Annotated in this window: 20 protein-coding genes and 1 pseudogene; 10 read left to right on the forward strand and 11 right to left on the reverse strand. The window is 71.6% G+C overall.

The features are described 5' to 3' along the window. Positions 1-444: 444 nt before the first annotated feature. The 8 genes and pseudogenes from ABZZ79_RS36575 to ABZZ79_RS36610 all read left to right on the forward strand — a co-directional run bounded on the left by ABZZ79_RS36575 (position 445) and on the right by ABZZ79_RS36610 (position 9,942). A complete protein-coding gene (locus ABZZ79_RS36575; RefSeq protein WP_356696458.1) occupies positions 445-1,158 on the forward strand; it encodes a ScbR family autoregulator-binding transcription factor in 714 nt (237 codons plus the stop codon). Between the two features lie 104 nt (positions 1,159-1,262). Further along, positions 1,263-2,062, forward strand: a pseudogene (locus ABZZ79_RS36580) (AfsR/SARP family transcriptional regulator). A 271-nt stretch (positions 2,063-2,333) separates the two neighbouring features. Beyond that, positions 2,334-3,155, forward strand: a complete 822-nt coding sequence (locus tag ABZZ79_RS36585; protein WP_356696460.1) for an AfsR/SARP family transcriptional regulator — start codon at positions 2,334-2,336, stop codon at positions 3,153-3,155. A 388-nt stretch (positions 3,156-3,543) separates the two neighbouring features. Next, complete coding sequence (locus ABZZ79_RS36590; RefSeq protein ID WP_356696462.1) at positions 3,544-4,293, forward strand: thioesterase domain-containing protein; 750 nt, start codon at positions 3,544-3,546, stop codon at positions 4,291-4,293. Positions 4,294-4,470: 177 nt separating this feature from the next. Beyond that, on the forward strand, positions 4,471-5,427 hold the full coding sequence (locus ABZZ79_RS36595; protein ID WP_356696464.1) for an aromatase/cyclase: 957 nt from the start codon (positions 4,471-4,473) through the stop codon (positions 5,425-5,427). 382 nt (positions 5,428-5,809) lie between these two features. Then, positions 5,810-9,244 (forward strand): condensation domain-containing protein, encoded by a 3,435-nt coding sequence (locus ABZZ79_RS36600; protein WP_356696466.1) that lies wholly within the window; start codon positions 5,810-5,812, stop codon positions 9,242-9,244. Between the two features lie 168 nt (positions 9,245-9,412). Further along, positions 9,413-9,553 carry a hypothetical protein gene (locus ABZZ79_RS36605; protein ID WP_356696468.1) on the forward strand — a complete coding sequence of 47 codons (141 nt, stop codon included), beginning with the start codon at positions 9,413-9,415 and terminating at the stop codon, positions 9,551-9,553. A gap of 83 nt (positions 9,554-9,636) precedes the next feature. After that, entirely contained in the window at positions 9,637-9,942 is a 306-nt protein-coding gene (locus ABZZ79_RS36610) for a DUF6059 family protein (protein ID WP_356696470.1), read from the forward strand. On the opposite strand, the gene ABZZ79_RS36615 is transcribed toward ABZZ79_RS36610, so the two are convergent. From ABZZ79_RS36615 to ABZZ79_RS36665, 11 genes are all read right to left on the reverse strand, one after another. After that, the gene (locus ABZZ79_RS36615; RefSeq protein WP_356696472.1) at positions 9,929-10,519 is read right to left on the reverse strand and encodes a malonic semialdehyde reductase; all 591 of its coding nucleotides are present in this window, start codon (positions 10,517-10,519) and stop codon (positions 9,929-9,931) included. The genes ABZZ79_RS36610 and ABZZ79_RS36615 overlap by 14 nt on opposite strands. 95 nt (positions 10,520-10,614) lie before the next feature. After that, entirely contained in the window at positions 10,615-10,989 is a 375-nt protein-coding gene (locus ABZZ79_RS36620) for a hypothetical protein (protein ID WP_356696474.1), read from the reverse strand. A gap of 45 nt (positions 10,990-11,034) precedes the next feature. After that, complete coding sequence (locus tag ABZZ79_RS36625) at positions 11,035-12,024, reverse strand: ketoacyl-ACP synthase III (RefSeq protein WP_356696476.1); 990 nt, start codon at positions 12,022-12,024, stop codon at positions 11,035-11,037. 142 nt (positions 12,025-12,166) lie between these two features. After that, positions 12,167-13,342, reverse strand: coding sequence for a hydroxymethylglutaryl-CoA synthase (locus ABZZ79_RS36630; protein ID WP_356696478.1), 1,176 nt, complete (start codon positions 13,340-13,342; stop codon positions 12,167-12,169). Between the two features lie 3 nt (positions 13,343-13,345). Further along, on the reverse strand, positions 13,346-14,407 hold the full coding sequence (locus tag ABZZ79_RS36635; RefSeq protein ID WP_356696480.1) for a hydroxymethylglutaryl-CoA reductase: 1,062 nt from the start codon (positions 14,405-14,407) through the stop codon (positions 13,346-13,348). Further along, positions 14,404-15,498: a type 2 isopentenyl-diphosphate Delta-isomerase gene (fni, locus tag ABZZ79_RS36640; protein WP_356696482.1), complete on the reverse strand. Its 1,095-nt coding sequence runs from the start codon at positions 15,496-15,498 to the stop codon at positions 14,404-14,406. The genes ABZZ79_RS36635 and fni overlap by 4 nt, the downstream gene beginning before the upstream one ends. Continuing rightward, complete coding sequence (locus ABZZ79_RS36645; protein WP_356696484.1) at positions 15,495-16,607, reverse strand: phosphomevalonate kinase; 1,113 nt, start codon at positions 16,605-16,607, stop codon at positions 15,495-15,497. Before ABZZ79_RS36645 ends, fni begins: the two co-directional genes overlap by 4 nt. 2 nt (positions 16,608-16,609) lie before the next feature. After that, positions 16,610-17,662, reverse strand: a complete 1,053-nt coding sequence (gene mvaD / locus ABZZ79_RS36650; protein WP_356696486.1) for a diphosphomevalonate decarboxylase — start codon at positions 17,660-17,662, stop codon at positions 16,610-16,612. Next, positions 17,652-18,644, reverse strand: coding sequence for a mevalonate kinase (mvk, locus tag ABZZ79_RS36655; protein WP_356696488.1), 993 nt, complete (start codon positions 18,642-18,644; stop codon positions 17,652-17,654). Before mvk ends, mvaD begins: the two co-directional genes overlap by 11 nt. Before the next feature lie 433 nt (positions 18,645-19,077). Continuing rightward, positions 19,078-19,263: a hypothetical protein gene (locus ABZZ79_RS36660; protein WP_356696490.1), complete on the reverse strand. Its 186-nt coding sequence runs from the start codon at positions 19,261-19,263 to the stop codon at positions 19,078-19,080. Further along, positions 19,260-19,889, reverse strand: coding sequence for a hypothetical protein (locus tag ABZZ79_RS36665; RefSeq protein WP_356696492.1), 630 nt, complete (start codon positions 19,887-19,889; stop codon positions 19,260-19,262). The genes ABZZ79_RS36660 and ABZZ79_RS36665 overlap by 4 nt, the downstream gene beginning before the upstream one ends. 523 nt (positions 19,890-20,412) lie before the next feature. Between ABZZ79_RS36665 and ABZZ79_RS36670 the strand changes: the two genes are divergently transcribed. After that, on the forward strand, positions 20,413-22,413 hold the full coding sequence (locus ABZZ79_RS36670; RefSeq protein WP_356696494.1) for an FAD/NAD(P)-binding protein: 2,001 nt from the start codon (positions 20,413-20,415) through the stop codon (positions 22,411-22,413). Further along, entirely contained in the window at positions 22,410-23,849 is a 1,440-nt protein-coding gene (pcaB, locus tag ABZZ79_RS36675; protein WP_356696496.1) for a 3-carboxy-cis,cis-muconate cycloisomerase, read from the forward strand. Before ABZZ79_RS36670 ends, pcaB begins: the two co-directional genes overlap by 4 nt. Positions 23,850-24,057 lie beyond the last annotated feature (208 nt).

The following is a 24,057-nucleotide window of genomic DNA, read 5'->3' on the forward strand; positions in this document are numbered from 1 at the left end:
AAGAAGAACGAGGGCAAGGCCAAGGAATCCATCCAGGTCGTCGACGTCGCCCAGCTCCTCCTGGACTCCGTCACAACCCCCACCGACCCCACCGGTACCACCGAAGAGGAACACACACCCGAACCCGAACCGGTGAAGTGACCCGGTGACCCCGTAGAGCGGGGAAGTGACCCCGTGGAACGGGGACATGACGAGTACTGAGGGGCCGCCACGTTGCGGCCCCTCAGTCGTTCTCCGGTCAGGGGGCAGCTTCCAGCGAGGCGGACTCAAGCGAGTCTTGAGCGCCTTAGTGGGATCGTGCTGGCAGCCGGTCTCATAGAGAACCGGGGATATGGAAACCGCGCACGCGGTTTGTTACTCTGGGCATACGGTACGGAACTCACCATGCCGTCTCGGGACCACGGCAATCCCTTATGACGTCCCGTTCGCCCCAGGAGACAGCACATGGTCAAGCAGGAGCGAGCCGCTCGCACGCGGCGTTCGCTGATCCAGGCCGCGGCTGAGGTGTTCGCCGAGGAGGGCTTCGTCCCCGCGTCGCTGGGTGCCATCAGTAAACGTGCAGGGGTCAGCAACGGGGCGCTGCACTTCCACTTCGCCAACAAGAACGCGCTCGCCGACGCCGTGGAGCAAGAGGCCTCCGCGACCATACGCCGGCTCACCGAGGCGGCGCGGGCCCGGCACGGCGACTCCTTGCAGGCCGTGGTGGACGCGACGCACGAGCTGATTCGCTGCCTGGTCCAGGACGTCGTGGTCCGGGGCGGCTTCGAGCTCGCCTGCGGTGTCGCGCGGCGTACGAAGTCCCCGCTGCGTGCGGAGTGGCAGCGCTGGGTCGAGGACAGCCTCCGCCGGGCCGACGGCAGCGGCTCGCTGGCCGACGGGGTGTCCTGGATGGATGCCGCCCATGTCATCGTGGCCGTCACCGCGGGTCTGGAGGTGCTGGGCGGTGAGGACGCCTCCTGGCTGTCCCGGCAGCGGCTCACGGGCCTGTGGGAGCTGCTGCTGCCCCGGCTCGCCGACCGGCAGGACCTTCAGACGCTGGAGTCGGGGGGCTCGCGGCCGCAGACGGCCGCCCTGACGCCCGCGTCCATGCTGACGCAGGGGCAGGCGCCGCAGAGCGTGTTTCCCGAGCAGTCCGGAGGGGCGTTCCCTGATCAGTAGCGGGGCATGGAGCGTGCGGTAGGCTACTAAAAAAATACGAACCGCGCGGTTTTATTTGACCCCGACCGACTGTGGCGCCGGCTGGGCCGGGACAGGAGAGACCTGTGAGCATCAAGGTACTGGGCACCTTGGACGTCAGGGAGAACGGCGTCTCGGTGGTGCCCACCGCGCGCAAACCGCGCCAGGTGCTCGCTCTGCTGGCCTTCCACGCGGGACAGGTGGTCTCTCCCGCCGCACTCTTCGAGGAGCTGTGGGGCGACAAGCCGCCCCGCACCGCCCGCACCACGCTGCAGACCTATGTGCTCCAGCTGCGCGACCTCATCACCGCCGCTCTGGAGCAGAGCCGGCCGCCGGAGGGGTCCCGGCGCACGGCCAAGGACGTCCTGGTCACCCTGCCGGGCGGCTATCTGCTCCGCCCCGCCGACGGCGTCGGTGATGTACGGGAGTTCGAGGCACTGGCGGACGCGGGCTACCGGGCGATGGAGGACGGGGACTTCGCGGGCGCGGCACGGCAGCTGAAGCGGGCCCTGGACCTGTGGAGCGGCCCGCCTTCGCCGACATACAGACCGGCAGACGGCTCCAGATGGCGGCCGAGCAGCTGGAGGAGGCCCGGCTGTGCGCCCTGGACCGGCGCATCGAGGCGGATCTGCGACTCGGCCGGCATCGCGAGCTGGTCGCCGAACTGACGGTTCTGGTCACCCGCTACCCGGTCAACGAGTCGCTGAGCGGCCAGTACATGGTCGCCCTCGAGCGCTCCGGGCGGCGCAGTGAGGCGCTGGAGGCGTACCAGCGGCTGCGTGCCACGCTCGTGCGCGATCTCGGGCTGGAGCCCTCGGTCGAACTGCGCCGGATCCAGCGGCTCATCCTGACCTCCGGGCCCGAGGGCCCGGCCGGCGGCGTGTGATCGAGTGTGCGTGGAATCATTTTCGAGACTGAGTCGATAACGGCTCATAAATGAGTGCGCAACCAGTTTTTATGGCTGGTTTAACAGTCAAAGGATCTTTGGATCTCTCTTCTTTCCTATTTGGTCGGACTTTGCCCGCTTTGTTTTTTATTTGAGAATTGCTCAAGCGCTGCTGAAGGAACCCATTCCTCCGCTGCCGGTGCGGCTAGCGTGCAAGTTCGCCCGACGACTTTCCGCCATCGGGGGAGCTCGACGACGAACGGAGGGAACCATGGAGATTCAGGTATTGGGTCCGCTGTGCGCCGCCGTGAACGGGGGATCGATCGTTCCGACAGCTGGGAAGCCCAGGCAGATTCTTGCCCTGCTCGCGCTCTATCCGAGCCGCGTCATGCCGGTTTCGACGCTGATGGAAGAGATCTGGGGAACGGATCTCCCGCAGAGCGCGATGACGACACTGCAGACGTACATCATGCAGCTGCGTCGGTGCCTCGGCACTGCGATGGGACCCGATTCACCGGGCGCGGCGAAGAATGTTCTGGCCACTCGACACGGCGGCTATGTGCTGCAGATACCACCGGAGTCGGTGGACGTGCACACCTATGAGCGGCTGGTCTCCGAGGGCCAGGAGGCCTTCGAGACAGGCGACGACGAACGGGCCGCCCGTTCCTTCCGGCAGTCGCTCGCCCTGTGGCAGGGGCCGGCGCTGGTGGACGTACGTCTCGGGCCGGTCCTGGAGATAGAGGTCATGCGGCTGGAGGAGTCCCGGTTGGTGACCGTCGAACGGCGGATCGACGCGGATCTGCGGCTCGGCAGACACGCGGAGCTGATAGCCGAGCTCGCCGATCTGATCGCCCGTCACCCGCATCACGAGGGCCTGCACGCCCAGGCGATGGTGGCCCTGTACCGGTCGGGGCGGCAGGCGTCGGCCCTGGACGTCTACCGCAAGCTGCGGGAGGGCCTTATCTCGGAGCTCGGAGTGGAACCCTCGCCTCAGCTCCAGCGGCTGCATCAGGCCATGCTCGCGGTCGACCCGGAGCTCGACGTCGTGGCCGGCCCGCGCCGCGGCTCCACCTTCGACCGGTACGCGGCCTAGGAGCCTGTTTCTTTCCGGAGCAGGCCGGCGCAAGGAACGATGCCTCTCGGCCGAGCCGAGAGGAAATGAGTGGGGGCACTCCCGCGCGAGCGGAGCCGAAGGTCGGTGGGACCGACGCCCATGCGGCCGGGGGTTCCCCCAACGTCTTTGAGGCAGTGGGGGAGCAGCCGGACCCCCTGACGCCGGCATGATCCGGACGACAGACACGGGCCGCTCCCCCGACCGGTGGGCGGTGAGCCACCTCGCTTCCGTGCGCGGCTCAGCGCACTGCCTCGTCCGGTGAGGCCGTGGATCAGGGGCTCGGTCTCGTCTCAAGCAGCATTCGAGGAGGTCCGGAGATTCTCGAACCCCGCCCCGTGGGACCAGGGCGGAGGACGAGGAGGATGCCATGCCGGACGGTCAGTCAGTGCGACTCCACTGCTTCGCGCACTCCGCCGAAGGCGTCTCCGCCTTCGCCGACTGGGCGGCGGACGTCGCCCCCGGCGCCGAGCTCGTCCCGGTCCCGCTGCCCGGCGGCGCACAACGGCGCACCGAACCCCGGCTCACCACCGCCGAGGCGCTGCTCGTCGACGTGCTGCCACGATTCACCGACCCGCAGCCCGGACCGTACGTCCTCTACGGGCACGGCCTCGGTGCGCTGGCCGCGCTCGCCGTGACGCGCGTTCTGCAGGAGGCGGGCCTGCCCGGCCCGGCGCTCCTCGCCGTCGGCGCCTGCCCGCCCCCGCACGAGCCTTCCGAACTGCCGGACGCCCGCGGGGTACCCGACGCCGATCTGCTGCAGATCCTGGGCGGCAAGGGCGCCGTACCGCCCACCAGCGACGAGGGGATCTTCCTGCGGGCCATGCTGCCGGAACTCCGCGCCGACCTGGAGCTGGCCGCGGCCCTGCGCGAGGCGGTTCGCAAGCCCTCCCCAGCCGACCCGCTGACCACACCGCTGCTCGTCGTCGCCGCCGAGGACGATGTGCGGGCCGCGCGCTTGAGAGCCGACGGCTGGAGTCAGTGGACTGCGGGGCCCACCTGGTTGCGCACCATCCCGGGCGGCGACTGCTCGCCGTACGACCGGCGGCTGTCCAGGTTGGTGGGCCGGGCCTGCCGGGTCGTCGGCCGCCTGGTGCGGGAGCCCCTGTACGTCAGCTGACCGGTCCCGGCCACCAGGAGTGAACCGCCGCCGTTTCGTGAGGACGCGTCAGAGGTTTCGTAAACCCGTGGATCACATCGCTCGACCCGTGCTCCGTTCGTGCTCCAGTGGTTTTCATGCCGTCGTCTGAATTCTGATCGCGATCGATCGGCGCAAGGTCAAGAGAGAGGTGTGCAGATGTCTGGTGAGATTGCGGGAGGGGTGACGCGTAACGTCCATGTGGCCGCGCCCGCCGGCGTGGTCTACGCACTGATGGCCGATACGTCCAAGTGGCCGCTCTATTTCTCCCCCAACGTTCATGTGGAGCGCCTGGAGTTCGACGGCCAGCATGAGCGCATAAGGGTATGGGCGCTCATGGACGGACAGTTGCGGTCGTGGGTCTCGGCGCGGCGCCTCGACCAGGTGGAGCGGCGCATCGAGTTCCGGCAGGAACTGCCCGAGTCGTCCCTGCGGGAAATGCTGGGCGGTGCGATGAGCGTACGCAGCCAGGGGCCGCGCGACACCACGCTGGAGCTGGGGATCGACATCACCACCTTCGACGACCCGGACGCCGACAGGGCGCAGGCGCGATTGGCCGCCGAGCGCAGCATCCGCACCCAGCTCAGAGAGCTCAAGAGTGTCGCCGAGCAGTGGACACGGCTGGACGAACTGACGTTGACCTTCGAGGACTCGATGCGCATCAAGGGCGCACCCGAGCTGGTCTACGACTTCCTGTACCGGGCGGACGCCTGGCCCGGCCTCGTGCCGTACGTCGCCCGGGTCGACCTCACCGAGGAAGCGCCCGGAGTGCAGCGCATCGCCATGGAGGCGGTGACCGAGTACGGCACGCACAACACCGAGTCGATCCGGATCTGCTTCCCGCACGCGGGCCGCATCATCTGCAAGCAGACCGTGAACCCCGCGCTGCTCGCCGCGCACACCACCGAGTGGTCCGTCGCGCCGGACGAGACGGGGGTGACCGTCACCGTCCGGCACAGCGTCGTGCTGCGCGAGGAGGACATCGCGGCGGTGCTGGGCGAGGGGGCCGGTCTGGCGGACGCCCGCCGACAGGTGCGGGAGATGCTCGGCCGGAACTCGCTGACCCTGCTCACGCTCGCCAAGGAGCACGCGGAGACCGCAGTCCGCATGCTGTGACGGGCTTGCTGCCGGGCCGCTAGTGAGTGGGTCGAGGCCCGGAGGAAGCAGGGACAGTGCCTTGTCGCGTGCCCAGTAGCGTGGCCTGCGGTCCGAACACACGGCAAGGAGCTGCCCGTGTTCAGCAACATCGGCGCGTCCGAAACGGCGGCGCTCGGGATTTCCGCCGCGCTCGCCTTCGGTCCGGACGAGCCGCCGAACGTCATCCAATGAAGGGTGACGCCCCCTGACCGTCCCTCCACGGCTCGCCACACGGCCGCCGCTCTCGGGCGTCGCTCGGGCACCGCTGCACACCCACTTGGGAAAACGGACACCGGGCGATTACGGCGATTAGCGTGATCGGTCTGACCGTACTGGACACAGGCAGGCGCGGAGGCCGTTCATGGGAGAGAGGCAGCATGGTCTGGATTCCAAGACCGTGCACGGCTACCCCCGGACGCCGATCTCCGTCGTCGTCGATCCGGGTCCTCCTCCGTACGCCACACCGTGGGACCTCGAGCTGCACGGGCCGGTGGATGCCGCCGCGCTGCAAGCCCTGTTGCACGAGCATCTGCCGGACGAGCGGCACGAGCTGGTGCGGCACGGCCCCCACCACCACACGCTGCGGTTAGTCGCCGCGCACGGGGCGGCCACCGCCTCGGTCTCGGGCCGTATCGCCGACCGGCTCACCGAGCCGCCGGCCGCCGCCGACCGCCCCCTGACCCCGGCCCAGGGCGCGGCCCTCACGCGGGGCGGAACGGCCGCTCACGAGGCAATGCTGCTCGACGTGGAGAGCATGCCGACGGTGGAGGCGCTGCGTGCGGCGGTACATGCCGTCGTGGCCGCCCATCCGCAGCTGCGCGGTCGCCTCGACGCCGCGGGCGACGGGTGGCTCACCGACGCGCCCGGAGAGGGGGCCGCGGCCGGGCAGGACCTGGTGAGGGTGGGCGAGTTCACCGACGAGGCAGCGTTCGCCGCGCTGCTGGAGGAGACCGGGCGCACGCTCGACGCGTACACCGGTGTCCAGCTGAGGGTCCTGCTCGCCCAGGACCGCCGTACGGGCGTGGCGCGGGCCGACCGGCTCGCCGTGGTCGTCCATGAGCTGGCCGCGGACGCCGCGTCCTGGCGCATCCTGCTCGACGACCTGACCGCGGCGCTCGCCGGGGCCGCGAAGGGGGCGGCGGTACCGCCGCCGCCCGTGCCGGAGGGGCTGGCCGACTGGGTCACGGAACTGAGGGAGTTGGCCCGCGACTCCGCCGAGGCCCAGCACTGGAGCGTGGTCGCCGAGCGCAGGTCCCGGGCGACCGACGTCTCGCAGGGAACGGGCGGGGTGCGGGGCGCCTCGCGCAGTCAGACGCGGGGCCACGCTGTGCACAACGAGGACGGTGAGATACGGCCCTCAGAGCCCGGTTCCGTGCAGGTGCAGTACCCCGCCACCGGCTCCGCCCGGCACGTCGAGTTCGCTCTCGACGAGAACGCGACCGAGCGGATCACGCAGGGGCTGGCCCGTCGGCTCGCGCTGACCGCCGGGCAGATGCTGACCGGGGTGTTCGCCCTGGCGCTGGCCCGCTGGCAGGAATCGGACGAGGTCGGCTTCGACGTGCGCAGCGATCCGAGGGCCGGACGTAAAGGTCTGCGGCGTCAGGTGGGGCGGCTCACCGACGCCTATCCGGTGCAGCTCGTGGTGAAGTCCGGCCCCGGGCTTGTCGACCGGCTGACCGCGCTGGCCGGTCCGCTGGCCGCGTGCGCCGGCCGGGCCGAGGGCGGAGCGGGCTTCGGGGCCTGCCGTGAGTGGAGCCCCGATCCGCTGCTGCGCCGCGCCCTGCGTGAACTGCCGCCCGTGCGGGCCTGTCTGACCCTGGACAGCCTCGGCGAGCTGCTGCCCCGCACCGCACGGCCCGTGCCCGGCGAAACGGCGTACGGCGTCGAGACACGGGCCCAGGTCGTCGACGGCAGGCTGCAGATCGCCCTCGACTGGGTGCCCGACCCCGCGGCAGGCGTCACCGAGGCATCCATGGCCGACCTCGGGCAACTGCTGCGCGACCTGCTGGCGGAGCTGGCGGCCACGCCCGCCGCGCCGTACCCGCCCACCTTCCGGGCCACGCCCCAGCAGGCGGCGCTGTACACGGCCGGTGACGCCCAGCCCGGCACGGGACGCCATGTCGAGCAGCTCGTCTGGGTCTGGCACGGCCCGTTCGACGCCCCGCGCTTCATTGCCTCCTGGAAGTCCGTCTTCGACTGCGAAACGATTCTGCGCACCGCGTTCACTGATGGCCCCGAGCCACAGCTCACTGTGCACGAGCGGGTCGCGCCTGAGATCACCCGCCAGGTCCTGCACGACGGCGACTGGTCCGCCCTGCTGGAGCGCGACCGGCTGCGCGGCTTCGACCTGCGCCGGCCCGGAGCGCTGCGGCTGACCCTGCTGGAGACGGAGCCGACCCAGCCGGTCGGCACCGTCGTACCGACGCGGATCCTGGTGACGTACCACCGGGCGCTGCTCGACGCCTGGAGCGCGCACATCCTGCTGCGCGAGTTCTACAGCGCCTACCTCGCGGGCGGCACCCTGCGCGGCGGGGAGCGCCGGCCCGATCTGCGCGACTACACCGCGTGGGTGGCCGCCCAGGACCTGGAGCCCGCCCGCGGGTTCTGGACACACAGCACGCCGCCCGACAGCGCGGCGTCCAGACCGGGCCGGACCACCGGGACGACCGGGCTGACCGGCATCGGCCGGGCCCGGCTGCGGCTGGACCCCGTCGACACCACCCGGCTCACCCACTGGGCCGGCACCTGGGGCACCACCGAGAGCAGCGTGCTCCAGGCCGTGTGGGCCATGCTGCTCTACTGGACCTCCGGCTCCGACGGACCCGCCCCGGTCTCCTTCGCGGTGACCGTGTCGGGGCGGGGCATACCCCTCGACGGGGTGGCCCGGATGCCGGGACCGCTGCGCAACCACCTGCCGATGTCCGTCGAGGTGGACCCGGCGTGCACGGTGCCGCGGCTGCTGCGGCAACTGCGCGACCGGGCCCTGGACATGGCCGCCTACGAGTGGGTGCCCGCCGACTGGATCCGGTCCTGGGGCGGGGGCGGCGCGGACGCCGACACCGTCATCGTCTTCGAGGACCCACCGCATCCGCTGGACGGCCTGGCGGCCGAGCTCGCCGCGCACGGCATCCACGCCGAGTTCCCCGGCACCCTGCCGGCCCGCTCGGTACTGCCCATCGGGCTGCTCGCCCACCACGACGACACGGGCGGCCTGGTCCTCACGGCCGTACACGACCGGGCCCTGCTCGACGAGGCCGCGGCCGCCGAAGTACTGGCTCAGTGCGCCCTGTTGCTGCGGGCGTTGCCCTTGTCCGCGGTGGAGTACACCACCGTGGGGGAGGCCCTGAAGCTGCTGGAGGACAGTGCCGGACCGGCCCGTGCCGAGGCCGCCACTGCGGGCAAGCACTCCGCGCTGGTCACCCTGCGCGCGGCCCGCCAGGAGCGGGCGGGCACGATCTGCCTGATCCCGCCGCCGGGCGCGCCGGGCAACTGCTACGACCTGCTGGCCCACACCTATCCCGGGCCCCAGGAACTGCTGGTGCTCACCACCGGCATCGACGCCGCGTGGCCGGACCTGGCCGCGCTCGGCTCCGGCCGGTCCGTGCTGCTCGGCGGCTTCTCCGGCGCCGGCGCCCTCGCCTGCGACATCGCCCGGCGCATCGCGGCCGACGGCGGCCGCCCGCCACGGGTCGTCCTCGCCGGCGCCGCCACGGACGGCGCGCAGCGGGCCCGCGACCTCTCCGACGCCCTCAGGACGGCCACCGGCTCTACGCCCGGACCCGGCCCCACCTCCTGACGCCGCCCAGGCCCCCCGACGCCGGCCCCAGGCTCCTCGCGTCGGCTGCTTCCTGTCCGGACGCCCTCCGTGCCCTCCCCATCGGCCTTCGAGCGTTTCTCGTCCTGGTCTCTGCATGGTGCTGGGATACGGGTGCCCTCGACCGAGCCGACCGAGCAGGAGGATCAGATGTCCGACTCCGAGGAGGAGAACAGCAGCTTGTCCAGGGAGACGATCAACCTCTCCCTGCTCCGCACCCCGCCGCTCATGCTCGCCGGGATCGACGAGGACGACAGCTGGGAGCCCCACCTCGTACGCGGCATCGACTGACGTCCCGGGCGTTCTCGACCGAGCCGCTAGCCGGTCTTGCCAGGGTGTGGAGACAGCCGCGAGCGAGGGACGGAGGGATGATCATGCGATGGTGGCTACGCGTCTGCCGACGGGCGCTGACGCACTACGTTCTGCGCCCCCTCTGGCGGAGCCTGGTGCTGTTCGGGTCGACCCAGTGCGGCCCCCACGTCTACCACGAGGTGGCCACTTCGCTGTCGGCCTCGCACCTCGACGGTCTCTTCGACCGGTACGCCCGGGGCGGGCCGCCGGCGGCCCACCCCGAGCGGGTGTGCGAGGACGTTCCGCTCTCGGAGGCGGAACGGCTGCTCGCCCGCGAGCTGTGGCTGTCGTACGACGCCACGGCCATGGGCCGGATCAGACAGAAGTGACGACCTCGTCGTAGGACAGCCGCGGCAGACGCGGACGCCAGGCGTCCGCGCCGGGCCTGCCGATGTTGACGACCATCAGCGGGCTGTGGTCGTCGTCGAGGAACTCCTTCTGCACGCCGGCGTGGTCGAAGCCCGACATGGGGCCCGCGGCCAGACCGGCGGCCCGAAGGTCCGTGACGAAGTACGCGGCCTGAAGCGCCGCGTTGAGCAGCGCGGACCGCTCGCGGACCGGGCGTTCGCCGTAGAGGACGTCCTTGGCCTGCGGGAAGGTCGGGTACAGCCGCGGCAGCTCCTCGTGGAACTCGTTGTCCGCGGCGAGGATCGCGACCAGCGGGGCGGTGGCGGTCTTCGCCCGGTTGACCTCCGCCAGGTGCCGGACCAGGCGCTCGCGGGCCTCGGGGGAGCGGACCAGGGTGATGCGCAGCGGGCTCTGGTTGGAGGCGGTCGGGCCGTACTTGATCAGCTCGTAGACCGCCTGGATCTGTTCCTCGGTGACCGGCTCGTCGGTGAACGTGTTCGCGGTACGGGCCTCGCGGAACAGCAGGTCCTGGGCGGCGGCGTCGAGGCTGAGGGACATGGGAGCAAACCTTTGCGATAGGGGCGTTCGTCAGATGATGTCCCCGGCGCTGCCGAGGGCCTCGGGCGTGAGGGCCGAGGACGGAGGTCTCGTCGTCACCGGGCCCGGGCGTCGGGGTCGTTGCGGCGCGGCGCCGGTCGTCGAGCGGACAGACGCACAGGCGAGGACGTACGGCAGCCGGCGGGAGCAGGTCCGTTTTTTCTGCGTCGCCGCCGGTGAGGTGTCAGTTCCGGACGGCTGTGGTGCGGCTCGGTCAGCGGACGGGCGCCGGACACATCGCCGGGTGCGGCGGCGATGGTGTGCGGCGCGGTCTGCCGGTCGGCGTCGGCGGGGGCCTGCGGGGTCGCCGCGGCCTCTCCCTCCTTCTTCATCGCCCGCGCCTCGCTCTTGAGGGTGCGGGCGGACTCGCCGAGCGAATGAGCCATCCCTGGAAACTTCCCGGCACCGAGGAGCAGCACGATCAGCGCCACTGTCAGCCTCCAGACCTCACCACCGGCTTTCGAGGGGCCCTGCGGTCACCACTCGACGAGCGCGAAGCTCGCCGACATGCCACCGCCGAAGCCCGCCAGCAGGATCAGGTCACCGCGGCGGAAGGCACCCCGGCGGGCGGCCGCGTCCAGCGTGATCGGGATGGAGGCGGCACCGGTGTTGCCGTAGTGCGTCAGCGTCTTGTGCATGGTGGCCCGGTACAGGCCCAGGTCGTCGACGACGGCGTCGAGCATCATCCCGTTGGCCTGGTGCGGCACGAAGTGGCCGATGTCGCCGGGTTCGACACCGGCCTCGTGCAGGAACCCCTTGACCAGCTGCGGCAGCTGTTCCGTGACGAAGCGGCGCACCTCGCGCCCCTGCATCGCGAAGTACTGCAGGCCCGCGTCCAGGCCGGAGTGGTCCAGGGGCTGCCGGCTGCCACCGCCGGGCACCTCGATCAGGTCGCTGAGGTCGCCGAACGTGTGCAGCGCGACATGCCGCACGCGCGGACCCTCGGCGGTCGGGCCCAGCACCATCGCGCCGGCGCCGTCCCCGAACAGCACGACCGTCCTGCGGTCGGCCGGGTCCAGGATGCGCGAGTAGACGTCCGCGCCGATGACGAGCGCGTAGCCGCCGCGCCGCAGCAGAGTGCTGCCGACCGCGGACAGCGCGAACACCGTGCCGGAGCACACCGCGTTGACGTCGAACGCCGCCGTGCCGGCCGCGCCCAGGTTGCGCTGGACGTAGGCCGCCGTGGGCGGCTGGGGCCGGTCCGGAGTGGAGGTGGCCACCGCGATCACCGACAGCTGCTCGGGCGTGACGCCCGCGGACTTCAGCGCGGCCAGACCGGCGGCCGTGGCCAGGTCCGAGGTGGCCTGGTCGGGGGCGGCCCAGCGGCGCTCGAGAATCGCGGTCTTGCGCGCGATCCACTCGCCGTCCACCCCGGCCGGCGCGCCGACCTCGTCGTTGGAGACGATCCGATCCGGCACGTAGGCACCCGTGCCGATGATCCTGATGTCCTTCATGACGTCGTTCATTGAGCGTGCCCTCCCCTCACGTTGTTGTCTGCGGTACGACGGCCGGCCGGCGGACGCGCGGCCTTCGCCGTGGGCCGGGCCGCGCGCGGGGAGCCCCCGCCAAAGGGGGTCCCCCGCGCACTCACGGCCTGGGACGTGCTGGTCAGCGGACCTCGTACAGGCGCTTGTGGCCGCTGATCCCGGCCAGCCGGAACGGGCCGCCGGTCTGCGCCGGGTTGGCCTGGTCGCTGCCGTCGGTCGGGAAGGAGTGCTCGTGCAGCTCGCGGTAGCCCGCGTAGTCGACGGGCTTGCGCCGGTCGATGGCCTCGCGGTTGGCGTCGGTGCGCAGGTGCTCCTTGTAGCCCGGCACGACCGTGCCGGCGAAGAACTCGGCGACGGAGCCGGAACCGTAGCTGAGGAAGCCGACGGCCCGGTCGGTCAGGTCGTCCGCCTGGTCCAGCAGCGCCGCCAGACCCAGGTACACGGAGGCGGTGTAGCTGTTGCCGATGACCGTGTTGTACGCCGTGGTCTGGCCGAGGGCGGCCTCGACGATGTCCTTGTCGGTGTCGCGGCCGCAGTAGTTCAGCAGGTGGCGGTGGGCCTTGTAGGCCATCTTCGTGAAGGGCTGGTGGTAGCAGAACGCGGCGAAGTCCTCCAGCGGACGGCCGCCCTGCTCGCTGTAGTCCTTCCAGGTGCCCTCCACGGCCTGGAGGTAGGCGGAGATGGACTCCTGGCCGTCCACCAGGGCGGTGCTGAGGTAGTTCGGCCGCCAGAAGTCCATGACGTCGGCGGTGAACACGCCCGACGGGTCCTCGATGCGCACCAGCGCCGGGTCGGCGGCGACCAGCATGGCGACCGCGGCCGCGCCCTGGGTGGCCTCACCCGGGCTGTCCAGCGCGTACTTGGAGACGTCGCTGGCGACGACCAGGACCTGCTGGGAGGGGTCGCGCCGGACCAGGCCGATGGCGAACTGCAGGGCCGCCGTGGCGCCGTAGCAGGCCTGCTTCAGCTCCACGACCCGGCAGGCCGAGGGCAGCCCGAGCAGGGAGTGCACGTACACACCGGCCGACTTGGCCTGGTCGATGGAGGACTCGGTGGCGAACACGACCGTACGGATACGTTCGCTGCCGTGCCGGGCGACGATCGGCGCGGCAGCGGCGGCGGCGATGGTGACGATGTCCTCGTCGGCGGCGGGCACGCTCATCGACCGCTGGCCGATGCCGAGGTGGTACTTGCCGATCTCCGTGCCGTTGTACGCGGCGAGCGCCTCGTGCGACAGGACGAACTCGGTGGTCGCGAACGACAGATCGTGTATCCCGATCGGGGACTCGGTGGCCATGCCCTAAACACCAACCTTTTCAGTCTTGTTGTCGCGTTCCAGCTGGACGTGTGCGCGCATCAGCTCACCCGGGTTCGTCTGCGCGGCGAGCAGCGAGAGCTCGCCGCACAGCACCGTCGCGGCCGCGATGACGGCGAGCCGGCGGGCGTTCTCCCCGGGGGCACGGTCGGCCTTGCAGCCGAGCCGGGCCAGGTTCGTCTCGACGAAGCCGAGACCCTTGCCGTTGCCGACCGTGCCGACGATCAGGTTCGGCAGGGTGCAGGCGAAGTAGAGGTCGCCGTCGCGGTCCTCGGCCATGACGACGCCCTGCGAGCCCTCGACGATGTTGGCCGCGTCCTGGCCGGTCGCCAGGTAGAAGCCGAGCAGCATGTTCGCGAAGTGGGCGTTCGCCGAGCGGATACCGCCGGCGAGCAGGGTGCCGAGCAGGTTCTTGCGGATGTTCAGCTCGACGACCTTGGCGGCCGTCGTGCGCAGGACGTCGGTCACCACGTCACGCGGCACGAGCAGCTCGGCGACCACGTTCTTGCCGCGGCCGAGGATGCCGTTGATCGCGGTGGCCTTCTTGTCCGTGCAGTAGTTGCCGGAGATCGAGCCGTAGGAGATGCCCGGGACGGTGTCCAGCACGTGCTTGAGCAGCACGTCGGAGGCGAGCGTCGCCATGTTGTGGCCGGAGGCGTCACCGGTGGTGAACTCGAAGCGTATGAACAGCAGGTTCGCGTTGATCTCGTGCCTGATGTTGATCAGCTGGGCGAACCGGCTGCAGCCGCGCACCACCTCGCGCAGCTCGTCGATGCGGGCGTGGATGGTCTGCGCGGCCACGAACGCGGTCTGCGCGTCCGTCGCCTCGACGATCACCGAGCGGGTCATCCGCTCGTCGACGAGGGTCGCGACGATGCCCTTCTCCGCCAGCCGGGAGACCTTCGCGCCGCGGCCCACCGAGGGCCACAGCGGCGACTCGTAGGTGGCGAGCGGCACCTGCGTCTCGGTCTCGGCGACATTGCCGGAAATACGAAGGGGGCCCACCCACCTCATCGGGACCCCGGCGATCGCGTGCGTGTCAGTCATCGTGTGCTTCCCGTCGTCATCTCGTGCAGGGCGTCGATGGAGCTGGACCGCTGGGCAAGTCGCCGCGTGTCGATGCCCCGGTCGGCGCAGAACTCGCGCAGGGTGCCGTGGATCAGCAGGTCACAGCGCGTCAGGTCGGCCGGGGTGCGGGCGCCGAGCATGGTCTGCAGGGCGGCCAGCTGGTCCAGCCAGGTGGTGATCTTCGCGACCAGCGCCGGCACACCACCGTCGAGCAGGGTGTGCAGGAAGCCCGCCGACGCACCGACCGCGCAGGCACCGAGCGCCAGCGCGCGGGCCACGTCGAGCGGGTTGCGCACACCGCCCGAGGCCAGCACCGGGATGCCGACGTCCTGCGCGTCCAGCAGACACGCGGCGGTGGACTGGCCCCAGCCGTGCATGAAGGCGTACTCGGCGAGCTCGCGCCGGCCGTTCTCGATCCGGGCGAAGTCGGTGCCGCCGCGGCCGGACACATCCGCCACCCGCACGCCCAGGTTCTGCAGCGCCAGGACGGTCTGCCGGCTCAGCCCGTTGCCGACCTCCTTGACGATCACGGGGACGTCGACGGCCGCCACGATCCTCTCGATCTGCGGGCCCCAGTCGGAGAACGACCGGTCGCCCTCCGGCATCGGCGTCTCCTGCGCGGTGTTGATGTGGATCTGCAGGGCGTTCGCCGCGATCAGGTCGATGGCACGCCGCGCGTTGTCGACCGAGGTCGTCGCGTTGATGTTCGCCATGACGAACCCGTCAGGGTTCTCCTCGCGCAGCACACTGAACGTGCCCGCGCACGACGGATCCTTGAGGTAGGCGTTCATGGAGCCCGACGCGATGGGCACCCCGGTCTCGCGGGCGGCGATGGCCAGGTCCCGGTTGATGACGCCGGTCTTCTCGCTGCCGCCGGTCATCGCGTTGATGTAGATCGGCACCTGCCAGGCGATACCGGCGAAGGCCGTGCCCAGCGACACGTCCGGCCGGTCGATGCCGGCCAGGGCGTGGTGGACGAACGACACCTCGTCGAACTGGTTGCCCGCACGGGACGCCTGGTGCTGCTCCATGGCGAGCCGGACGTGGTCGTCCTTGCGTGAACCGCTCATTCCTCGATCCCTTCCAGGGCGGGACGAATGGGCAGGGGCAGCACCCCGGCCGCGGCCCACCGTTGCCGTACTTCTGAGATGTCCCGTGCCGCGTCGGCGTCCAGCAGGGCGATGCCGCAGTCGCCGCCTCCCGCCCCCGAGGGCTTGGCGGCGCCGCCGACGGCCTCGGCGGCCTCACACAGGGAGGTCAGCTTGGGGGTGAAGATGCCGAGACCCACCTCGTTGTCGAGGCGCGCCAGTTCCTGCCGGGCCCGGCGGATCTGGTGCAGCAGTCCCTCACGGTCGCGGCCCTGTAGGGCCTCGACGCAGGCGTGCACCAGGTCGGTGCTGGTCTTGACGAACTTTTGGTGGGAGTCGCTGCCCCGCCAGGTCCGGCGGTGCAGATCGGACACCATCGTCCCGGTGGAGGCTGGTTCCCCAGTCCAGCCCACCTGGAGCGACAGGCCTTCCGGTGCCTGGAGGCGGCGCACCTCGTGCCCCGGCCAGGGCGCGCGCAGCGCCCGCTCGACGCCCAGCCGCCGGGCCAGGTCGAGGACGAACTCCCGGTCGGGCGACTGGTAGGAGATCCAGCCGCCGAACGTGGAGGCGGCCAGGTCGCCGCCGGAGCCCTTGGGGTCGAGCAGGGCCGAGGCGAGCAGGGCCAGCCGGAACCGGTCGCCGGCCGGCAGCCGAAGCCCGCAGAAGGCGGCCACGGCGTCCACGGTCGCCACGGTCACCGCGCCGCTGGAGCCCAGGCCGAACTTCCTGCCGTCATCGTGCAGCCGGGAGTCGATGGTGATGTCCAGCGCGGGTACCGGCAGGCCGCGTTCGGCCAGCAGCCGGGCCACGGTCTCGACCGCCGTCACGACATGGGCCAGGGAACTACGGGCGCGCTGCTCGTCGTCCGCGCCGCGCACCACGAGCCGGCCCTCGTGCCAGCGCCAGGGCACCTGCCGCGGACCGAGGTCGGAGGAGATCACCACCTCGGCGGTGGACGCCTCGGACACGGTGACCGTGATGTGCCGGTCGACCGCCACCAGGATCGCCGGGGTGCCGGGCTCCACGACCGCGTACTCGCCCGCCACGAACAGCTTGCCCGGCGCCTGCCGGACCACCGTCTGCTCAGGCATCGTCATCCGGCCTCGTCCAGCAGCCGGGCACCCGGGCCCGGACCGGCGATGTGCACCGCACCGCCCTGGGCGGCCGCGCGCACCGCTTCGGCCACCCGCTCGGCGTCCGCCCGGCAACAGAGCACCTTCACGTTCGGGCCGGCGTCCATGGTCGCGTAGGCCAGGATTCCGTCCTTGCGCAGCTGAAGGACGCTGTCGAGCACGGTGAGCGAGGCCGGGGCGAGGTAGCGCACCGCGGGGCGCGCCGCCAGCATCGTGGCGTGCATACCGAGCGCGTTGCGCTCCGCGATCTCGCCGACCGACGCCAGATCGCCGCGCAGCAGCGCCGTGCGCATCACCGCCAGGTCCTCCACGCTGGAGGCAGCCCACGGCTCGTACAGCGGCGAGGTGTCCACGGTCCGGCGCATGGCCGTACGGCTGGAGACGTCCTTGGGGCCCGCGTTGACCACGGCGATGACCAGCGCCGGATCGAGGTCCGCGGCGGGCACCCGCTCGGCGTAGGAAGTGAGGTCACCCTCCTCGTCGGAGCCGTCCTCGACGCCCGCGTGCCAGAGCGCGAAGCCGCCGAACAGCGACCGGGACGCCGAGCCGGAGCCGCGCCGTGCCAGCCGGGACAGCGCGGTGGCGTTGTAGCCGAGCCCGTAGGCCTCGGCGGCGGCGACGGCCAGGGCGGCGAACCCGCTGGCGGAGGACGCGAGTCCGGCGCCGGTGGGCACGGTGTTGCGGGTGTCCACGACCGCCCGCTCGCCGCTGCCTGCGCGCTCGCGCACCAGGTCCAGGAAGGCCGAGATACGCCGCAGCGCCTCTCCGGTGGCGGGTACGCCGTTGAACGTCACCTCGTCCGGCCCGGTCCCGGAGGCGAGCTCCACACGGGTGGTCGTGGGGAAGATGTCCAGCGTCAGCGACAGGCTGGGCGTGCGCGGCAGGAACAGCCGCTCGTCCCGCTTGCCCCAGTACTTGATCAGCGCGATGTTCGGATGCGCGACCGCGGTGGCACCACCTGGGGTGCTCTGCTCCCGCGGCCGGACCACGGTCGCCTGGTGTTCACGAAGCATGCTTGTCGAGCCCTTTCAGCGGTACGGCCCAGGTCTGGGCGGCGCCGGCCTCGTGCAGCCGCCGGGTGACCTCCCGGGCCTGCTCCGGCTGGGTCAGTGCGATCACGCAGCCGCCGAGCCCGCCGCCGGTGATCTTGGCGCCGAGGCTGCCCGCGCCGAGCGCGGCCTCGACCATGGCGTCGATACGGTCGGTGCTCAGCCCGGCAGCCCGCATCAGCTCGTGGTAGTCGACGAGATGGGCGCCGAGCTCCTCGGCCCTGCCGTCGGCGAGCGCCCGCTCGGCCGCCTCGGTCAGCTCCGTCGCCCGGCCCACGAACGCGTCCTGCGCCCCGGCCCGGCCGCGGAAGCCGTCGCGCAGCATCTCCACGGCCTCCTTGGTGCTGCCGGAGGTGCCGGAGTCGGCGACGATGAACAGCCCGTCGCAGGCGACGCTCAGCTGCCGCACCTCGCCCGCCTGGAACCGCAGCGGACCCGGCGAGCCGACGGCCCGGGCGTCGACGCCGCTGGCCCGTCCGTGCGCCATGTTCTCGGCCGTCTGGACCAGTTCGAACGTCTGGTTCTCCGTCAGCTCACGGCCGAACAGATCGGCCAGGGCGAGGACGATCGCGCGCGAGGTCGCCGCGCTGGAGCCGAGGCCCCGGCCGGGCGGGACGCCGCCGTCGAGGATCACGTCGAGGTGCGGCCCGCCGCCCACGCCCAGGCTCTCCTTGAACGCGCTGACCAGGTGGCGCAGGCTGTCGGAGGCCTGCGTCACCAGCGCCCGCGAGGGGGAGCCGGTCATCGTGTAGGACAGGTCGTCCTCGTCGTCGGAGGCGTGGGAGGACCATCCGGCCGTCGCCGTGACCGTGAGCTGGGGGATCGGAAGAGCGAGTGCCGGGGCTCCGTAGACCACCGCGTGCTCTCCCAGCAGGATGGCCTTGGCATGGGCGCGACCGATGCCGACCGATCGGGCCCAGCGGCGGCTTTCCGGTACCCCCTCCACTGAGGTCGGTAGAGTCAACGCACTCAGCTCCCCTTTGTCTTCATTGAGTTCGTCCAGTGACTGGGATCGCTCGGCATGCCGGCACAGGCGCGGGCACGACGAAAAAGCACCCGCGCGGTGCGCGGGTGCTCGGATGAGAAGGAGGCTGGTGTCGTACGCACTTCGGACCTGGTCCGTTGTGCTCGGACCCGGCGGGTACGACACGCGATCCATTGCCCTGCAACCGTTTTTGGGCAGGGTAGACGTCTTTTGATAGTGACACCGGGATGTCCCCGCGCCAACCCCGAAGAACGTGACCTGGGTCACTTTCGGAGCTCGATCTCCCTTTTCGCCCGGCTCAACGCACCAGGGCCGGCGCCGCCTTGAGTACGGCGGCCCGGCCCTGGTGCGTCGGTACGTTATGGATGATGTGCGGGTACGGCCCCGTGTGGGCTCAGTGCTGACGCCCCATCGCGATCGCGCTGAGTTCCTCGATGTCGAACGCCGAGCGGCAGTGCGGCGCTCCGTAACGGGTTATCTTCCCGCGGCTCACCCACTTTCGGATGGTCGCCTCGGACACTCCGACGGCGAGTGCGGCCACCTTGGTGTCGACGAGCCGATGGCGCGGAGGCTTGATCATGCGCTGACACCCTCTCGCTGCAGTTTCATGAGTTCCCCGAGTCCGAGCCACTCGCGCATTTCCCACGAATGACCCGAAGAACACCTGAGGCTGCCCGCTCCCGCCGCCCGCCCGCTCCTCGGCGCGGCGGCGATCGTCCCGGCGCAGTCGTCGACGACGCACTTCCTGATGAGCGTCAGACGCTCGGCAGGCTCGGGATCGACCACCTGGCGCAGCTCACCGACGAGACCGTCGACCTCGTTGGCGAAGTCCGCGGCCGGCGGCTGCGCGGCCAGCCAGGGCAGATGACGGGTGAGGAAGTGCGCCAGCTGGGGCACGGAACGCGGCGGAGCCGCCGTGTCCAGCTTCTCCGCGACCATGCACGCCCACGACTCCAGCAGGGCGAGGATGTTCAGCCGGGCGTCGAGCGCCGACACATCCAGGTGATCCCGCGTGCGGCTGCCCGACACCCGGGTGGGATTGGTCCGCCGCGGCGTCGACGTCGCGCGGTGCAGGCACTCCTGATACAAGCCGGGAAGAGCGCGCAGGTTGCGTTCCACTTCCTTCACGCAGGAAGTGCAGAGGTATGACCCGGTGGCGGCGCAGATTTCCTGGGTGTGGCTTCTAGGGCATGGGTGAACCTTCATCGACGCTCCTTCATGGGGCGCTCGCCCGCGCAACCAGCTGTGAATCGCATGGAATTCCCGTGTCGACTACGACTGTTGACTCAGTCCTGCTGCTGTTCTTGATCGATTGCGTTTACGGGAACTCCGCATTCAGCCATGCCCTGACCGGTAAGGCTGCACGAGACCCGCGAGAAGACCGATAAAGAACATACCGAGCAGTCACTTGAGCCCTGATACAGCATCGTTCGGGTCTCGTTTGCGCTGACCGAACCCGCCTCCCGACCCGCTCTTCCCCATCTCTCAAGCGGGCTTCCAGCAGAAAACGAGTCTTGGTTGAGGCCGTGCACCCACGGTGGCGGAGGAAGGAGGCGCTGTGGACGGTACGCACGGTGGCGAACGCACAAAAAGCGTCGAACTCACCGCAGGGCCGCCGCTCGATACGGCGGCCATTCATTTCCCCCCGGGTGACCCGACCTCACCCGGACGACCGGACGCCCGGGAATCCCCCCTGCCGGCCGGTGACACCGACGGCGAACATCTTCAGGTGTGCATCGTCGGAGCCGGTCCGCGCGGCCTCTCCGTACTGGAACGGCTGTGCGCGCAGGAGCGGAAATCACCCCGCTGGCAGGCCGTCACCGTGCATGTCGTCGACCCGGATCCGCCGGGCTCGGGACGGGTGTGGCGCCCCACGCAGTCCCGGCACCTGCTGATGAACACCGTCGCCTCCCAGGTGACCGTGTACACCGACGCCAGCGTCCGCATCGACGGCCCGCTGGAGGAGGGCCCGAGCCTGCACCAGTGGGCCAAGGCCCTGGTGTCGAGATCCCTGGACACCATCGGCCCCGAGCTCGAACACGACGAGGAGATCCTCACCGAGGCACGCCGCCTCGGCCCCGACACCTACCCCACCCGCGCGCTCTACGGCTGCTACCTGACCTGGGCGTTCCAGCAGGTCGTCGCGAACGCCGCCGCACACGTGACCGTACGCACCCACCCGGTACGGGCCGTCGCCCTCGACGACGCGGGCACCGGGCACGCGGGACCGCAGACCGTCACCCTGGAGGACGGCACCCGTCTCACCGGCCTGTCCGCCGTCGTCCTCGCCCAGGGACACGTCCCCGCCCAGCTGTCCGACACCGAGCGGGAACTGGCCGACTACGCCGACCGGCACGGCCTGACCTACCAGCCGCCCGCCAACCCGGCCGACGTCGACCTCACCTCGGTCCGGCCCGGCGAGACCGTGCTGCTGCGCGGCCTCGGGCTCAACTTCTTCGACTACATGGCCCTGTTCACCCAGGGCCGCGGCGGCGTCTACACCCGCGTCGACGGCCGTCTCGTCTACCACCCCTCCGGCCGCGAACCACGCCTGTACGCGGGCTCCCGGCGCGGAGTGCCCTACCAGGCACGCGGCGAGAACGAGAAGGGCGCCCACGGCCGCTACTACCCGCGGCTGCTCACCACCGGCTACATCGCCGCCCTGCGCGCCCGCGACACCCGCAGCGGGGCCATCGACTTCGCCGCCGACCTGTGGCCACTGATCTCCAAGGAGGTGTGCGGCGTCTACTACGCCGCCCTGCTCGCCTCCCGCGGCGACAGCGCCCCAACCTGCGAGGAGTTCACCGAGCGGTATCTGCACGCCGAACCGGGCCCCGCCGAGGACACCCTCCTCGACCAGGCAGGCATCGCCCCGCCCGACCGCTGGGACTGGGAACGCGTCGCCCGCCCCTACGGCGACCGCGTCTTCGACGAACTGGCCGCGTTCCGCGACTGGCTGCGCGGCCACCTGGCCGACGACGTCCGCCTGGCCCGCCAGGGCAACGTCAGCGGGCCGGCCAAGGCCGCCCTCGACGTCCTGCGCGACCTGCGCAACGAACTGCGGCTCGCCGTCGACCACGCCGGCCTGACCGCCGACTCCCACCGCGACCACCTCGACCGCTGGTACACCCCACTCAACGCCTACCTGTCCATCGGCCCGCCCGCCTCCCGCATCGAGGAGATGACCGCACTCATCGACGCGGGCATCCTCGAGGTGACCGGCCCCGGCCTGGACATCAGCGCCGACCCGCACGACCCCCAAGGGCCCTGCTTCACCGGCACCTCCGGCGCCATCGCGGACGTACGGGTACGGGCCACGGCCCTCATCGAGGCCCGGCTGCCCGAGATCGACCTGCGGCGCACCGCCGACCCGCTGATGAGCCGGATGCTGCGCACCGGGCAGTGCCGCCCCTACCGCATCCCCGCCGGGCGGCCCGGCACGGGCGGCGCCGACCACGAGACCGGCGGCCTCGCCGTGACCGAAAGGCCCTACCACCTGATCGACGCCCAGGACATGCCGCACCCGCGGCGCTTCGCCTACGGCGTGCCCACCGAGTCCGTGCACTGGGTGACCGCCGCCGGCATCAGGCCCGGCGTCGGCTCGGTCACGCTGGAGGACTCCGACGCCATCGCGGCAGCCGTCCTGGCCGTCCCCGAGGCAGCCCCCGAACGAGTCGCCGTACCGCACCAGCTGGCCGCGGCGATCACCAGCGCGAGGGCCGACGCATGACCCACGAGACGCCGCCCCCGGTCTCCTCGGCCCTGCCCGCCCACCTGGACACGGGACTGCTGTCCCCGGTCCGGGCGGGCACCCCCGTCGAGGCGGCCGTCGGCGACAGCGCCTGGCTCCAGGCGATGCTCGACGCCGAGGCGGGCCTGGCACGCGCCCAGGCCCGCTGCGGCACCGTGCCCGCGCGGGCGGCCGAGGCCATCACGGCCGCCGCCCGCGCGGACCTGCTGGACGTACGCGAACTCGCCCTGGCCGCACGGGAGACCGCCAACCCGGTCGTGGGCCTGGTCAAGGCCCTGACCGCGGTGGTCGCGGCCCGCTCGCCCGAGGCCGCCGAGTACGTCCACCGCGGCTCCACCAGCCAGGACGTGTTCGACACCGGCGCGATGCTGGTCGCCCGGCGCGCCCTGGACCTGATCGTGGCGGATCTGCGCACCACGGCCGGCGCGCTCGGCGGCCTCGCCGTCGAACACCGGGACACCGTGATGGCGGGGCGCACCCTCGCCCTGCACGCCGTACCCACCACCTTCGGGCTCAAGGCGGCCGGCTGGCGGCAGCTCGTCCTGGACGCGGCCGAGCGCCTCGAACGGGTCCGCGACGGGCTTCCGGTGGCGCTCGGCGGCGCCGCCGGCACCCTGGCCGGCTACCTCCAGTACGCCGGTGAGGGCGCCGACCCCGCCACCGTCCTCGACGAACTCGGCGCCGCCTTCGCCGCCGAGACGGGCCTGGCCGACCCGGTCCTGCCCTGGCACGCCCTGCGCACCCCGGTCGCCGACCTCGCGGGCGCGCTCGCCCACACCGCCGGGGCGCTCGGCAAGCTTGCCGCCGACGTGCTGGTCCTGACCCGCACCGAGATCGGCGAGGTCACCGAGCCCTCCGTCGCAGGACGGGGCGCCTCCTCGGCGATGCCGCACAAGCGCAACCCTGTGCTCGCCACCCTGATCCGCTCCGCCGCACTGCAGGTGCCCGCCCTGGCCGCCGTACTGATGCAGTGCCTGCCGGCCGAGGACGAACGCTCGGCCGGGGTGTGGCACGCCGAGTGGCAGCCACTGCGCGAGGCGCTGCGGCTCACCGGCGGCGCCGCGCACACGGCCGTCGAACTCGCCCGCGGCCTGACCGTCCGCCCCGAGCGCATGCGCGCCAACCTGGAGGCCACCGGCGGCGGGCTCGTCTCCGAGCGGGTCTCGGCCGTCCTCGCCCCGCGCATCGGCAAGACGGCCGCCAAGGAACTGGTCACCCAGGCCTCCCTGGTCGCCGCCGCGACCGGGCGCCCCCTGGCCGACGCCCTCGCCGAGCTCCCGCAGCTCGCCGGCATCCTCACCCGCGCCGAAGCCGCCGCGCTGCTGGACCCGGCCGCCTACACGGGCCTCGCCGGGCCACTGGTCGACCGGGCCCTGAAGACCAGGGAGGGCGCCGCACGGACACCGACGCCGTAGAGACGCCCCCTCGGGCGCCGGACCCTCGACGCCGTGACACCGCCGGACCTCGACGCCGTGACACCGCCGGACGCCCGCTCGCCCCGGCCGGACACGGAGGCCGTGACACCCCCGGTGAGACACGGAGGGCCGTGACACCCCCGCTTGAACACGGACGCCATGGCACCCCCGGCCTGGACACGGACGCCATAGCGCCCACGGTCGGACA

The organism is Streptomyces sp. NPDC006458, from assembly GCF_040612135.1.
Classification (GTDB): Bacteria; Actinomycetota; Actinomycetes; order Streptomycetales; family Streptomycetaceae; genus Streptomyces.